Annotated in this window: 8 protein-coding genes and 1 tRNA gene; 4 read left to right on the top strand and 5 right to left on the bottom strand. The window is 58.4% G+C overall.

The window, feature by feature from the left end; all coding sequences use genetic code 11:
• The first annotated feature begins 19 nt into the window (after positions 1-19).
• Complete coding sequence (locus COMA2_RS05195; RefSeq protein ID WP_245630888.1) at positions 20-1,462, top strand: amino acid permease; 1,443 nt, start codon at positions 20-22, stop codon at positions 1,460-1,462.
• A gap of 26 nt (positions 1,463-1,488) precedes the next feature.
• Here the strand turns inward: COMA2_RS05195 and COMA2_RS05190 are convergent, their stop codons facing one another.
• The 5 genes from COMA2_RS05190 to COMA2_RS05170 all read right to left on the bottom strand — a co-directional run bounded on the left by COMA2_RS05190 (position 1,489) and on the right by COMA2_RS05170 (position 6,263).
• Positions 1,489-1,953 carry a hypothetical protein gene (locus COMA2_RS05190; protein WP_090895290.1) on the bottom strand — a complete coding sequence of 155 codons (465 nt, stop codon included), beginning with the start codon at positions 1,951-1,953 and terminating at the stop codon, positions 1,489-1,491.
• Positions 1,954-2,144: 191 nt separating this feature from the next.
• A complete protein-coding gene (nagZ, locus tag COMA2_RS05185) occupies positions 2,145-3,242 on the bottom strand; it encodes a beta-N-acetylhexosaminidase (protein ID WP_090895288.1) in 1,098 nt (365 codons plus the stop codon).
• A gap of 23 nt (positions 3,243-3,265) precedes the next feature.
• Complete coding sequence (locus COMA2_RS05180; RefSeq protein WP_090895287.1) at positions 3,266-4,777, bottom strand: leucyl aminopeptidase; 1,512 nt, start codon at positions 4,775-4,777, stop codon at positions 3,266-3,268.
• Between the two features lie 92 nt (positions 4,778-4,869).
• The gene (gene queE / locus COMA2_RS05175; protein ID WP_090895286.1) at positions 4,870-5,505 is read right to left on the bottom strand and encodes a 7-carboxy-7-deazaguanine synthase QueE; all 636 of its coding nucleotides are present in this window, start codon (positions 5,503-5,505) and stop codon (positions 4,870-4,872) included.
• Positions 5,506-5,582: 77 nt separating this feature from the next.
• The gene (locus COMA2_RS05170) at positions 5,583-6,263 is read right to left on the bottom strand and encodes an HAD family hydrolase (protein ID WP_090895284.1); all 681 of its coding nucleotides are present in this window, start codon (positions 6,261-6,263) and stop codon (positions 5,583-5,585) included.
• 132 nt (positions 6,264-6,395) lie between these two features.
• On the opposite strand from COMA2_RS05170, the gene COMA2_RS05165 reads away from it, so the two are divergent.
• From COMA2_RS05165 to COMA2_RS05155, 3 genes are all read left to right on the top strand, one after another.
• Positions 6,396-6,479: transfer RNA gene (locus COMA2_RS05165), tRNA-Leu, on the top strand.
• A 233-nt stretch (positions 6,480-6,712) separates the two neighbouring features.
• A complete protein-coding gene (locus COMA2_RS05160; RefSeq protein ID WP_090895283.1) occupies positions 6,713-12,982 on the top strand; it encodes a PAS domain S-box protein in 6,270 nt (2,089 codons plus the stop codon).
• Positions 12,969-13,625 carry a response regulator gene (locus COMA2_RS05155; RefSeq protein WP_090895281.1) on the top strand — a complete coding sequence of 219 codons (657 nt, stop codon included), beginning with the start codon at positions 12,969-12,971 and terminating at the stop codon, positions 13,623-13,625. The genes COMA2_RS05160 and COMA2_RS05155 overlap by 14 nt, the downstream gene beginning before the upstream one ends.
• Positions 13,626-13,678: the final 53 nt, after the last annotated feature.

Raw genomic sequence — 13,678 nt, 5'->3', positions numbered from 1 at the left:
GTTGAGCTTGGGAGGGACCGTGAGCAGCCAGCTTCTCCGAACGAAACCCATCGATCAAATTCTGGCCGACGCCGAGCATCCAGAGCATCGTCTCAAGAAAACATTAACGGTGTGGGATCTCACGGCGCTGGGGATCGGCGCGATTATTGGGACCGGCATTTTCGTCCTGGTCGGAACCGCCATCGTCGGTGACGCACATCGGCCGGGAGCGGGACCGGGGATTGTGCTCTCCTTCATTCTTTCCGGCATCACCTGCGCGTTAGCCGCGCTGTGTTACGCTGAATTTTCAGCGATGATCCCGGTCGCCGGGTCTGCCTATACGTTTTCTTACGCCACACTGGGCGAGTTTCTTGCCTGGCTCACAGGGTGGAATCTGATTTTGGAATATGGCGTGGCGTGCGTCGCGGTTGCTATCGGCTGGTCCGGCTATTTCAACAAACTCTTGAAGCTTGCCGGCCTGGAATTGCCCTATTGGGCGACCAATCCACCGCATTGGGCGGGGGGTCCTGAGGGAAGTATCGCCAATTTTCCCGCAGCCATCATCGTCTTGTTGGTCACGGCTATTCTCGTGATCGGAATCAAGGAAAGTGCCCGTGCCGCCGGCATGATCGTCCTGCTGAAACTTGCGGTGGTTCTCTTCTTCATCGCCGTGGGGGCTCCCTCTGTGAGTGCCGATAACTGGACGCCCTTTATGCCGAACGGATTTGAGGGGGTCCGCGCGGCGGCGGCCATCATCTTTTTTGCCTATATTGGGTTCGATGCCGTCTCAACCGCTGCGGAGGAGGCTCGGAACCCCCAACGAGACGTTCCGTTGGGTATCCTTGGTTCGCTGGCTGTGTGCACCGTGCTCTATATTTCCGTCGCTGCTGTCCTCACCGGCCTGGTTCCCGTCAGCCACATCGACATTCATGCCCCGGTGGCTGAAGCGCTCAGCCTCGTCGGGTTTAAATGGGGCGCGGCCATCGTGGCCATCGGAGCGGTAGCGGGTATCACGAGCGTATTGGTCGTCATGATGTTGGGACAAATCCGGGTGTTCTTTGCCATGTCGCGTGATAGACTGTTGAGCCCGGGGCTCTCAAAGGTTCATCCAACGTTTGGAACCCCCCACCGGGCAACGATTCTGACCGGAGCGGCTATCGCGATCCTGGCGGCGTTGTTCCAGATCGGGGAAGCGGCCGATATGACCAACATCGGAACCTTCTTTGCCTTTATACTCGTCAGCTTTGGGGTCATGGTGCTCCGGTACGCAAAACCGGATCTGCCCAGGCCCTTTCGTCTTCCCTTGATGCCGCTCGTGCCACTCGCAAGTATCGCGGCATGTCTATACCTGATGGCTGGTTTGCCTTGGGCAACATGGATCCGTTTTGTGGTATGGACCGTTATTGGGATTCTCGTGTACGCGGCTTATGGAATGAAACACAGTAAACTAGCAGCCCCGGCCGTCAATCCACGGCCGCGATGAGTGAGGGACGGCTCTAACGAGGAAGTCTAGTCCGACTTTCCGGAGGGCTGAGGTGAGGAAGCGGGTGCTGCGGTAGAAGGCTCTTCAACGGGAACCGTCGCAGGTCGAACCGTGTTCGTGACGGGAGCGGCCGGAACAGGCGATCCGGGGGTGGTTTCCACTGGAGCGGTTGCGGGCTTGGGTGGAGTAGCCGGTTTAGGTGGAGGGGCAGCTGGTTTGGGCGGCGCCGGTCGTTCCGGCTTAATGCCTCCTTCCCAGGCTGGACCCGAATACATGTCCGCTGTTAAGCCCTTTGTCTTCCATTTTTCCTCGAAATCGGCAGCGGCCTTATTCGGTGTTTCACCGATACCCAGGACATCGTTCCAAGGATAGACTTTCGGTCCGACCTGGCAGCCTGATTCCGTCCGCCGCAAATAGATCGCGATCGGATTACCCCGGTAGGGCCCAAGAAAAATATGGACAGATCCAACGTACTCGAGCAATGAGGCCATAAGGCCCTCCACAGGAAGGTTCATGATGCCACAAGAGATGAGAAGAGGGCAAGGTATTCGGTAGGGGAATGAGGGAGGTTTCGCTTCCTCACTTCAGTGAGGTGAGGTCTTCCATCTCGGCCAGGGAATTCTCCTGAGAGACACTGCACAAAGTTGTCCAGCCTGTTATTTTGCAAGAAGGAAGGCAAAGGTCATAGGTCGGATTTCGCGAATCGTTCTCCTGTCCGGTCGATGGAGCGCAAGAGCGCTTTGTGGCTTCGGCACCCCACCACAAGCTTCGCATCTGAAATCATCACAGGGCGATAGGGAAGCAGGAAACGCTCTTTCACGCGGCGAATCCGCGCGAGGGATTGGGCCAACCGTCCGGCAGAGATGTCCCCGTTCGCCACAGCCTTGTCCACGGCAGTCATCGCGGCTACGACGCGGTTGCGGTCTTTACAGATTAACGGCATGTCGCAACCGGCTTGGATGGCCTGGATGGTCGCGTCGCCGATGCCGTAATGATCGATGATGGCATGCATCTCGAGATCGTCTGTCAATACGACCCCGTCGTAGTGCAGCTCCTCGCGAAGGAATCTCCCGATGATGGTCGGGGACAAGGTTGCCGGCCGTTTCTCATCCAACGCCTGATACAGAACGTGGGCCGTCATCATCGTCGCCACGCCGTTCGCAACCGCCCGCCGGAACGGAGGAAACTCAATGCGCTCCAACCGTTCGCGCGGCGCCGTCACGATGGGCAACTCCTTGTGCGAGTCCGAGTTGGTATCGCCATGACCGGGAAAATGCTTTCCGCACGCCACGACGCGATTGTCCTGGAGGCCGCCCACTGTGGCCAACCCCAATTCAGCTACGAGGTCAGGAGTTGCACCGAAGGCGCGATCACCGATCACCGGATTGGCGGGGTTGCTGTTCACGTCCAGCACCGGAGACATATTCATGTTGATGCCGACGGCCTTGAGCTCTGTTGCGGTCGTGGCTGCCGCGGCGTAAGCCAGTTCAGAGGAACGGCATCGCCCAAGGACTTCACACGGTGGGAAAATGGTAAAGTCCTTCGGCAACCGTGAGACCCGTCCGCCTTCTTGATCGATAGAGATAATGAGGGGGGAGTGTGGACTGCAGCGTTGAAGGTCGCTTGTCAATTCAACGATCTGCGCGATCGATTCGAGATTCCTCGAAAACAGAATGACCCCACCGGGTTTATATTCCCTGATGAAGGAGGCGAGGTCCGCGGAAACAGCGGCGCCATCGAACCCTATCATGAAGAGTTGGCCGATCTGATCGTACGACATCGTCGAACCGTCTTTCTCTCGCCTTAGAGTGAGCGATTGATGAGGAACTGGATCAACAGTCTAGTGCCGATGCCGGTCGGGCCTTTGGGGATATATGCCCGTTCCCGCTCGCTCCAATCGGTGCTGGCGATGTCGAGATGCACCCAAGGGGCGTCGCCGACGAACTTGCTTAAAAACAGTGCTGCCGTGATCATGCCACCCCCACGCCCGCCGATGTTCCGCATGTCGGCCACATCGCTGCGCAGTTGCTCGAAATATTCTTCCCATAACGGCATTTCCCATACCCGCTCGCCCGCTCGAAGACCGGCCTTCTGAATGGCATCTTTCAACGTCGCATCGGTGCCGAACATTCCGATGGCAAACTGACCCAGCGCGACGACGCATGCTCCCGTCAACGTGGCGATATCGATCAGCGCGGCCGGCTTAAATCGCGTCGCATAGGCAAGGCCGTCGGACAGGATCAGGCGGCCCTCGGCGTCCGTGTTCTGCACCTCCACGGTCTTGCCCGAAAGGGTCTTGACCACGTCGCCCGGTCGCATCGCCCGGCCGCCGGGCATATTCTCCGCCGCCGGGAGAATGCTGATGAGATTGAGGGGGAGCTTCAGCCGCGCCGCCGCCCGCATCGTGGCTAATACCTCCGCTCCACCGGTCATGTCGGCCTTCATCTGTTCCATATTCTCCGCCGGTTTGAGCGAGATCCCACCCGTGTCGAAGGTGATCGTCTTGCCGACGAGCACGACCGGGCGATCGGCTTTGTTCTTGGCTCCGTGGTACTGGAGAATGATGAACTTCGGCGGTTCGTGGCTGCCTTTCGCGACCCCCAGCAGCGCGCCCATGCCGAGTTTTTCCATGTCCTTTTGTTCAAGGATCTTGAGATTCACGCCGACTTCCTTCGCCACGGTTTTTGCTTCACTGGCGATCCTGGTCGGTGTCATCACATTCGACGGATGGTTGCAGAGATCCCGAACATAGACCGTGGCTTCAGCGGTCGCGACACCGCGACGAATCCCTTCCGACAGCCGAGGCAGCTGATCTTTCTGCGGAGCCAGAACCGTCATCGCCGTCACGTCCTTACCCGTCGGGGCCTCGCTGCGATAGGCCGTGAATTGATAGCTTCCTAGGATCGCCCCTTCGGTCATGGTCTGGCCCACGTCGATCGGCGACGCCCCATGCGGCGTGACGCTCGGCAGCGCCACCGCAAAGGAACCGGATTTGGCTTGGCGCACCCGTTTGACGGCATGTCCCATCGCCTGTCGTATCTGATCCAACCCCAAGCCCTGTTTCTTGCCCATGCCGACCAGTATCAACCGCTTCGCCGGAATTTTCCCGTGCGTATGAAACACAAGGACGGTACCGACCTTTCCATCGAACTCCTTGGATTGCAGAAGATCACGGAGGGCTCCACCGAGCAGTTGATCCAGCATGGCCCCATCTTCCTTCGGCAGTCCCTCCCCTTCACAAAGCAGGAGGACCAGTGCGTCGGTGGTCTCGGTGTCAGCATGTCCTTGTTTCGCGTGAACTCGCAGAATGGGCATCGATTCTCCTTTGATGCATCAATGGGTAAGCAGCATCAGCCGATTGTTGATTGTCATCGGAACTTCTCCGTCTCGATCGACGGCGGTAGTCTTCACACTCCCCGCATATCGGGTGTCCAGATGTGCTTGTGGAGTTGCAACTGAAGGCGAATCGGCAATCGATCCGCCAAGAGCCATTCGGCCAACTGTCGTGGATCCAGCGCGCCAAACACCGGACTAAAGAGAACCGAGCAGCGAGCGGTCAACCGGAAGCGATCCAGAATGGTTTTCGCCCATTCGTAATCACTCCGGTCTTGCATGACGAATTTTGCTTCGTCCTGTGGCCGCAACCGTTCGACATTGGGCCAGTGCATCCGGTCCGTCATGCCGCTTCCCGGGCATTTCACGTCCAAGATAATGCGGACCGACGGGTCGACGATGGCGGTGTCCACCGCCCCGCTCGTTTCAAGGAGGACCGTGAATCCTTCGCGGCACAATCGACGAAGCAATGTGCCGGCGTCCGGTTGCGCCAGCGGCTCCCCGCCCGTTACTTCCACCAACTGACACCCGTAGGATCGCACCCTGTCGAGAATGTCATCGATGGACCGGTCCGTTCCGCCAAAGAACGCATAGTCCGTGTCACACCAGGTGCATCGCAGCGGGCAACCGGTGAGACGTATGAACACGCATGGGAGGCCGGCAAAGGTCGACTCGCCTTGAACGCTATGAAAAATTTCAGTGACGCGCATGAGTCATGTGCGGATTAACCGAATCGTCGATTGGATGATTCACCAAGGAGGCGGTTGATTTGATCACAAGGAGTCACTCATCGCCATTTGACGATCGGCCAGTTCTTTTGTCGGGCGATGGAGGCCATGCCACGAATCGGATTCACCACCGTCGGATGGCCTACGGCCCGGAGCAGGTTGAGATCACCGGGACTGTCTCCGTACGCATAGCATTGGGACAGATCCAACGTCAGTTCATGGGTCAATCGATCAATGAGTTGGCGCTTCCCTTCTCCATACGGCAGGGGGGGCACTAGGAAACCGGTATAGAGTCCGTTCTGCTGCTCCAATCGAGTGGCAAAGCAACGATCAACCCGAAGCGCGTCAGCGACGGGGGCGATCAGAAAATCGATGGACCCGGTCACGAAAATGATGGCATGGCCGGCACGGCGATGCTCGTCGAGCATCCGCATGGCGGCGGGAGAGACACGAGGACAGAGTTCCTCGCGACAAAACTCCTCGCCCAACGGTTGAATCACTTGCGAAGGTTTTCCGGCCAGGTACAGCTTCCGCTCGCGGAGCGGGTGCAGCGACCATGCCGGAAAATGCCGCAGGAGCCACGACACGCTCTCGCGAGCTTCAGGCCACCCGACGATCCCGCGTCGCCACAGCCAGCGGAAAAATCTGACTTCGCTCGCTTCGCCGGGCAAAATGGTATTGTCGACATCAAAAAATGCCGCAATGGAAGAGGAGAGGCCCTGTGCGTCTGTTCGCGTCATGGAAGAACGCCATAGGACAATAAGGTGCCGATTCTACAGAACGTCCGGTTGATTGACAAGAATTTTACCCTACTTCTATAATGCCCCTCCCCTCAGTCAGGCGTCCCGTGTGACGGTTCTGATTTTTCGGTGGCCGAAGTGGTGGAATGGCAGACACGCACGTTTGAGGGGCGTGTGGCGAAAGCCGTGCGGGTTCAAGTCCCGCCTTCGGCACCATCGATCGATGCAGCCCCGCTGATTCCGGCTAGAGACTCCGGGCCATTTGGATCTAGACTTTCACGCATTCCCATAGGACACTAGCCCCATCCCGAGGTTTTTTCTTGGGAACTTGGGAAGTAGTAGGCTGGGCCGTCACCATCAATCCTCATTCGCGACGCGACCTGGTCGCTCTTGTGAGTTGCGCTGGCTGTTGAGGTGCTGTCGGCGTCGCGACGGCAAGGAGCCTCATCATGAATCCCACGAGTCACCGTCCTGAATTGGATCTGCTGCGCAGGCAAGTTGCCGATCTCGCCCGTGAATTGGCCGAACGTGACCGAGTCCTGCACGAACAGACTCGTCACCTCGAGGTCGCACAAGCCCTTGCTCATCTGGGGAGTTGGAGTTGGGACATCGCAAGCGGCGAGGTGGAATGGTCGGATGAACTCTACCGGATCTTCGGCTATGAACCTCGATCACGGGCGGTCACCTTCGACAGCTTTGTGTCGGCGATCCTGCCGGACGATCATGATCGGGTGCTGGCGTCGATCGATGACGCGTTAGCAGGAGTCGCAGCATACGACCTGGAATGCCGAGTCGTCCGCCCCGATGGCGAGGTACGGACGATTCATTGCTGCGGCGAGGTCGGGCGTGATAGCGGCGGGCAACCCCGCCGTATGTCCGGAACGGCCTTGGACATTACTGATCGCAAGCGGGCGGAGCTGGTTCTGCAACAACGCGAAGCGCATTTTCGCGCGCTTATCGAGCACTCCTCGGACGTCATCATCGTTTTCAATCTGGACGGCACGATCCGGTATGAAAGTCCGTCGGTCGAACGATGGCTCGGTTATGCCCAGCACGAGCTCAATGGGCGTAGCGCGGTCGAATTTGTTCATCACGAGGACCTTCCCGCCGTCACCGAAAAATTTCATCTGCTCGTTCAGCAGCCTGGAACGCCTCAGTTCGCCGAGTTTCGTTTTCACCACAAGAGCGGCGTGTGGAGAAATTTCGAAGGAATCGGTCGGATCATCCGCGATTCAGATGGCCGATGCGGCGTGATCGTGAATGCTCACGACATTTCCGAGCGGAAGCGCGTGGAGGCGATGCTCCGGGCTTCGCAAGAAAAACTCCGACAGGCCCTCCGTGCGTCAGGTATCGGACTCTGGGATTGGAACACCGAAACGAACGACGTGGTCTTTTCCGACGAATGGAAGCGTCAGCTGGGATACGAGCCGGAGGAGATCGCGGATTCTTTTGAAGCATGGACGGCGCGTCTACACCCGGAGGATCGGGATGCGGTGATGGCGTATGTGCGAGATTACGTGTCCCGCCGCGAGGGAGACTATCGACAGGAATTTCGGCTGCGGCACAAGGATGGGCAGTATCGCTGGATCGAGGCGCGGGCCTCGTTTGTCGCGGAGGCGGATGGTCGACAGATTCGCGTGCTCGGCTCGCATGTCGATATTACCGATCGCAGACTGATGGAAGAGTCGGTACGGGAGAGTGAAGAACGGTACAGGACGTTGGTCGAGCTTTCACCGTCTGGTGTCGTCGTCTTCAGTGAAGGACGAACGGTTTACATCAACCCCACGGGTGCCGTCCTCCTGGGAGCGAGCGCCGTTCGGGAAATTCTGGACCGGCCGACGTTTGAATTCATCCATCCGGACTATCATCCGGAAGTCCGCGAGAATGTGAAACGCCTGCTGAACGGCGGGGTCTCCGTCCATAGCGCGGAACGCATCTATCTGAAGATGGATGGAACATCGATCCCGGTTCAGGTCGAGGCAGCGCGGATCCACTGGAACGGCAAGCCGGCGATCCTCGGCCTGTTCTCCGATATCACCGAGCGAAAACAAGCGGAACAGGTCCTGTGGAGGAGCCGACAGGCGATCCGCGCGCTCCACGATATTGCATCGGCGCAGGGCCAGTCGCTCAAGGAGCGGGTCGAAGCGCTGCTTCACCTCGGGTGCCGATTCTTCGACACACCGATCGGAATGGAGACCTTTATCCGGGGCGAAGCGTTGGAGGTGGGGCAGGTGAACGCGCCTGGTACGGCTTTCCACCCTGGTATGAGTGTGCCGCTGGGCAAGACGTACTGCAGCGAGACCCTTCGCCAGAGCGGGACATTGAGTTTCGAACATGCCGGTGCTTCTCCGGAGTGGCGGCGGCACCCGGCGTATGCCGCGCTGAAGTTGGAATCGTACATCGGGACCGTGATCAACGGACGGGAGCGCACCTACGGGACCCTGTGTTTTGCGAATACCGAACCTCGCGCAAAACGTTTTACCGAGGCCGAAAGGGATTTCATTCAACTCATGGCCCGGTGGCTCGGCGGTGAGCTGGACCGCCAATCGACCCTGGACGCTCTGCGTCAGAGCGAGGAGCGATACCGGACTCTCTATGATGAAACTCCCTCCATGTATTTTACCGTGGATGGAACAGGTATCCTTCGATCCGTCAATCAGTACGGCGCGCAGTACTTGGGTTATCGCGTCGAGGATCTGGTCGAGAAGTCGGTGGCGTCGATTTTCTTCGAGGAAGACCGCGCGCGCGTCTGTGCCGAGATGGAGGCGTTCTTTCGTCGGCCGGAAGGAGTCGCGCAATGGGAATTCCGCAAGGTGCGAAGCGACGGCTCGGTCTTGTGGGTACGCGAGCTCGCGCGCGTGCTCCAAAATCGGGTTGAAGAATCCTTGGCGCTCATCGTGTGCGAGGACATCACCGAGCGCAAGCAGGCGGAGAAAGCGTTGGCCGATCTTAACGCCACATTGGAACAGCAGGTGGGCGACCGGACGCAAGCCCTGCGTCAGAGCGAAGAGCGCTTTCGACAATTCTTCGACAACGCGCCGAATTTGACCGCTCTGAAAGACCACCATGGGCAGTATGTGTATACCAATCGGCGGTTCGACGAAGTCTTCCGGCTGGATCCTGGCACGGCCTTGGGGAAGACGGATCGAGAACTGTTTTCACCACAGCAGGCCGAACAGTTTGAATCGCATGATCGACAGGTGTTGGCCGGCGGACGAGGACAGGAGTTTGAGGAAGTCGCGGAGCAGGAAGACGGGCCTCATACCAGCATTGTCGTCAAGTTCCCGGTGAGCGATGCGGCTGGTCGTCTCTCGGCCATCGGCGTCATTGCCACCGATGTCACCGAGCGCAATCGTACACAAGAGGCGTTGAGGGAGAGCGAGGCCCGGTGGCAGCAGTTCGCCGAGTCGGTCGGTTCAGCCTTCTGGATCGCGGATGTGACACCGGACGAAAGAAAGGTCTTGTATGTCAATTCCGCATTCACCTGTATCTGGGGCATCGAGCGGGAAGAAATATATCGTAATTGGTCCCTTTGGCTCGACTCGATCCATCCGGATGACCGTACTCGGGTGAAGGCGCACCATGAGGGGTTTGTCGGCGGAGGAGCGGCGGCGGTGTTCCATTGCGAGTATCGGATCGTGGGACGAGATGGTCATGTCCGCTGGATCTCCGATCGCCGAGTCAGAATGGCGGGGCGGGAACATCGCATTGCGGGCATTGCGGAGGACATCACGCACCACAAGCAACAATTGGCGCTGATGGCCCAAACCGAAGCGATCGGGAACATCGGGGGATGGGAGTTGGATTTCCTGACGAACCGTCTGTGGTGGAGCGACGAAACCTACCGGCTGTACGACACGACACCGGAGCTGTATAGCCCGACGGTGGAGACGGCGGTGAATTTTTGCATGTCCGACAGCCGCTCCCTTATTGCCGAAGCGCTCAGAAAAGGGGCGGAGCAGGGGACACCGTGGGATCTCGAGTTGGAGCTTCTCACGGCGAAGGGGCGGCGGGTTACCGTACGGGTCGTCGGCAAGGTCGACGTGGTGAAAGAGCGAGCCGTGCGAGCGTACGGAACGTTCCAGGACATCACGGATCGCAAACGGTCGGAGGAAGCGCTTCAGCGCGCACATGGAGAATTAGAACGAAAAGTGATGGAACGTACGGCCGAACTTCAGGCCAGCCAAGAACGCTACGCACGCGCCACGGCCATCGGCAAGGTCGGCGTCTGGGAATTGGATGTCATCAGAGGTGAATACCACGCGGATGCCAATCTCAAAGCCCTCTTTGGCTATGCGCCTGAAGAACTCTCCACCGATCCGTTTGTTTGGCTGGACCTGGTCTGTCGGGAGGACCAGCCGATCGCCATGAAGAACTGGGAATTGGTCCAAAGCGGAGCAGCCGATGCCTGTCACTATGAGCTGAGGATGGTCAAGAAAGACGGCTCGATGGTGTGGACTGACGTTCGCTGCCACAGCGTTCGTGATCAGGACGGGCGGTTGACGCACCTGATCGGCGCGACAGTCGATGTCACCGAGCGGAAGCAGGCTGAGCAAGCTCTGCGGGAAAGCGAGGAACGATTCTCCAAAGCCTTTCGAACGAGTCCTCATCCGATCGGGATCACGGAGGTCGCAACGGGCCGTTGTATCGAGGTGAACGATGCCTGTCTGGAACTGTTCGGTTTTCGTCGCGAAGAAGTGATCGGAAGCACCACGTTGATGCTGGGGATCTGGCCGAATCTCGAGGACAGAGTACGGGTCATCGAGCGTTTGAAAGCCGGGCAGCCGGTGCGCAACATGGAGTTTGCTTTAAAGATCAAATCGGGCGCGTTGCGCTACCTTCTGGCCTCCGCTGATCTCGCGGAGCTCAACGGAACGCTCTGTGTGGTGACCATCGCCAACGACATCACGGACCGCAAGCAGGCCGAGGAAGCGCTTCGCAGGAGCGAAGAGCGTTTTGCGAAGGCGTTCCAAGCCAGTCCCAATCCGGTCGTCATAAGCGAGCTGGACTCCGGTCTCGTGGTGGACGCGAATGATGCCGCGTGTCAGCTGTTCGCCTATAGCAAAGAAGAAGTCGTAGGACGCACGACGCAACAAATAGGACTCTGGCCCTCGACGGAGGCGCGGGACCGTTATCTCGAACTGTTGCTGAGCCAGGGATCCGTCCGCAACGTGGAAGTGGCGCTCCGAAGCAAGAGCGGCGAAGTTCGCCAGTGTCTCTTGTCGGCGGAATTGATTGAGTTGAACGGCAAGCAATGCAGTGTGACGGTCGGCGACGATATCACCGAGAGCAAGCGATTGGAAAAGGCGCTGCGGTTAACCCAGTTCTCCGTGGATCAGGCCGTGGAGGCGATTGTGTGGTTGGACCCGCACGCTCGAATTTTCAACGTCAATGACGCCGCATGCGACATGTTGGAGTACTCACGCGAGCAACTCCTGGCCATGACGGTGCATGACATTGACCCGAATTTCCCCGTGGAACGGTGGGCAGAGCATTGGCATTTCTTGAAACAGCAGGGAGCGTTGACGTTCGACGCGAAGTTTTGGTCACGAACCGGAAACGTCCTGGAGACGGACGTGACCGTTAATTACCTGCAGTATGACGGGCAAGAATATGGTTGTATGATCTTACGGGACGTTGCAGAACGCAAGCAGGCGGAAGCCGAGCTTCATCGCTCCCACAGGTTCTTGCGACAAGTCATCGACACCGACCCAGACCTCATCTTTGCCAGGGATCGGGACGGACGGTTTGCATTGGCGAACAAAGCCCTGGCCGATTGGTATGGCACGACGGTGGAAGCGTTGATCGGGAAATCGGATTCTGACTTCAATGTCAATGCGGAAGAGGTAGAGTTCTTTCGGAGGAGCGATCTTGAGGTGTTCAGTTCCGGGATGGATCGGTTCATCTTGGAGGAAAGGATCACCGATGCCGGGGGAAGGACGCGCTGGTTACAAACGGTCAAGAGGCCCATTTTTGACGATCATGGGCAGGTTCACATGGTCCTGGGCGCCGCGACGGATATCACCGAGCGTAAGCGGATGGAGGAGATACTCCTGCAGCGCGAGCGAGATTTGAGCGCCGCGCTCCAGGAACGAGAGCGGATCAGCCAGGACCTCCACGACGGAATCCTCCAGGCATTGTATGCAGTGGGGCTTGGACTGGAAGCGTGTAAGCCCCTGATCAAAAAACAGCGCGATCCTATGGCGGAGAAGTTCAGGGCGACACTGGATCAAGCCATTGGGCAGCTCAACCAGGTCATGACGGAAGTCCGGAATTTCATTGCCGGTCTCGAATCTCAAGTGCTGCAGGGTGGAGACTTTTCGACCGCCTTGCGAACTATGGTCGAAACGATGTCCATCGCCTCTTTCACCAAATGTCGGGTCAGAATCGACGAGGCAGCTGCGCGGCGGCTTTCCACCGAACAGGCGCTCCATATCATCAACATCGTACGGGAAGGGGTGAGTAATGCGTTGCGCCACAGCCGCGCCAAACACATCACGGTATCGCTTCGGGATCTCATCCGCTCCGATCGTCTCGCCGTGACGGATGACGGCATCGGATTTAATACACGCTCGGTTCAGGGGATTGGTCATGGGCTCGCCAACATGGCGGCACGGGCTCAAAAAGTCCGCGGCCTGTTCGCCATCCAGTCGAAACCTGACAAGGGGACGAGGGTCTCGCTCGATCTTCCAAAGGATACGCCCTATGCTCACACCTAAAACTCACGTTATTCGAGTCCTGTTGGTCGATGATCATGAGGTCATTCGCGTGGGACTGCGGACGGTGTTCGGCCAAACCCAGGATGTCATAGTCGTCGGGGAGGCGGGTGCCATGGCGGAGGCTGTCCAGCAAGCGCAGAGATTGAAGCCCGACGTGATTCTGATGGATGTCCGACTGCCGGACGGGTCCGGGATCGATGCCTGTCGAGAGATTCTCGGGGCGCTGCCGCGGACACGGGTCATTTTCCTGACGTCCTACGCCGACGACGACTCCGTGATCGCCGCCGTGCTCGCCGGCGCTCATGGCTATGTCCTCAAAGAAATCGATTCACCCGCCTTGCTCGAAGCCATCCGCTCGGTGGCGAAAGGCCAATCGATCCTCGACTCTACTGTGACCGAAAGGGCTCTGCGTTGGTTGAGAGGGCTTCACGATCTGCCGGCGACCTCTGGTACGGACCAGCTGTCTTCTCAGGAGGAGCGAGTCGTCGCGCTGGTTGCCGAGGGAAAGACCAACAAGGAAATCGCCGTCGCACTCGGGCTCAGCGACAAGACCGTCAAGAACTACTTGGCCAACGTGTTTCAAAAACTTCGCATCACGCGGCGCGCACAGGCGGCCGCCTTTTTTGTGAAACGGCAAGGATGAGCGACCCACATTCGGATCTACCGCTTTTAGGTGCAAAAAACTGATTTTGCGAT

The sequence above is a fragment of the Candidatus Nitrospira nitrificans genome (assembly GCF_001458775.1).
Taxonomy (GTDB): Bacteria; Nitrospirota; Nitrospiria; order Nitrospirales; family Nitrospiraceae; genus Nitrospira_D; species Nitrospira_D nitrificans.
The sequence above is the reverse complement of the archived record's forward strand: the minus strand, read 5'-3'. Positions and strand labels throughout refer to the sequence as shown.

Bases quoted from the DNA above. Each gene is read 5' to 3' on its own strand.
- COMA2_RS05190 (WP_090895290.1), bottom strand. From the start codon at position 1,953: ATGGCCTCATTGCTCGAGTACGTTGGATCTGTCCATATTTTTCTTGGG.
- nagZ (WP_090895288.1), bottom strand. From the start codon at position 3,242: ATGTCGTACGATCAGATCGGCCAACTCTTCATGATAGGGTTCGATGGC.
- COMA2_RS05180 (WP_090895287.1), bottom strand. From the start codon at position 4,777: ATGCCCATTCTGCGAGTTCACGCGAAACAAGGACATGCTGACACCGAG.
- queE (WP_090895286.1), bottom strand. From the start codon at position 5,505: ATGCGCGTCACTGAAATTTTTCATAGCGTTCAAGGCGAGTCGACCTTT.
- COMA2_RS05170 (WP_090895284.1), bottom strand. From the start codon at position 6,263: ATGACGCGAACAGACGCACAGGGCCTCTCCTCTTCCATTGCGGCATTT.
- COMA2_RS05160 (WP_090895283.1), top strand. From the start codon at position 6,713: ATGAATCCCACGAGTCACCGTCCTGAATTGGATCTGCTGCGCAGGCAA.
- COMA2_RS05155 (WP_090895281.1), top strand. From the start codon at position 12,969: ATGCTCACACCTAAAACTCACGTTATTCGAGTCCTGTTGGTCGATGAT.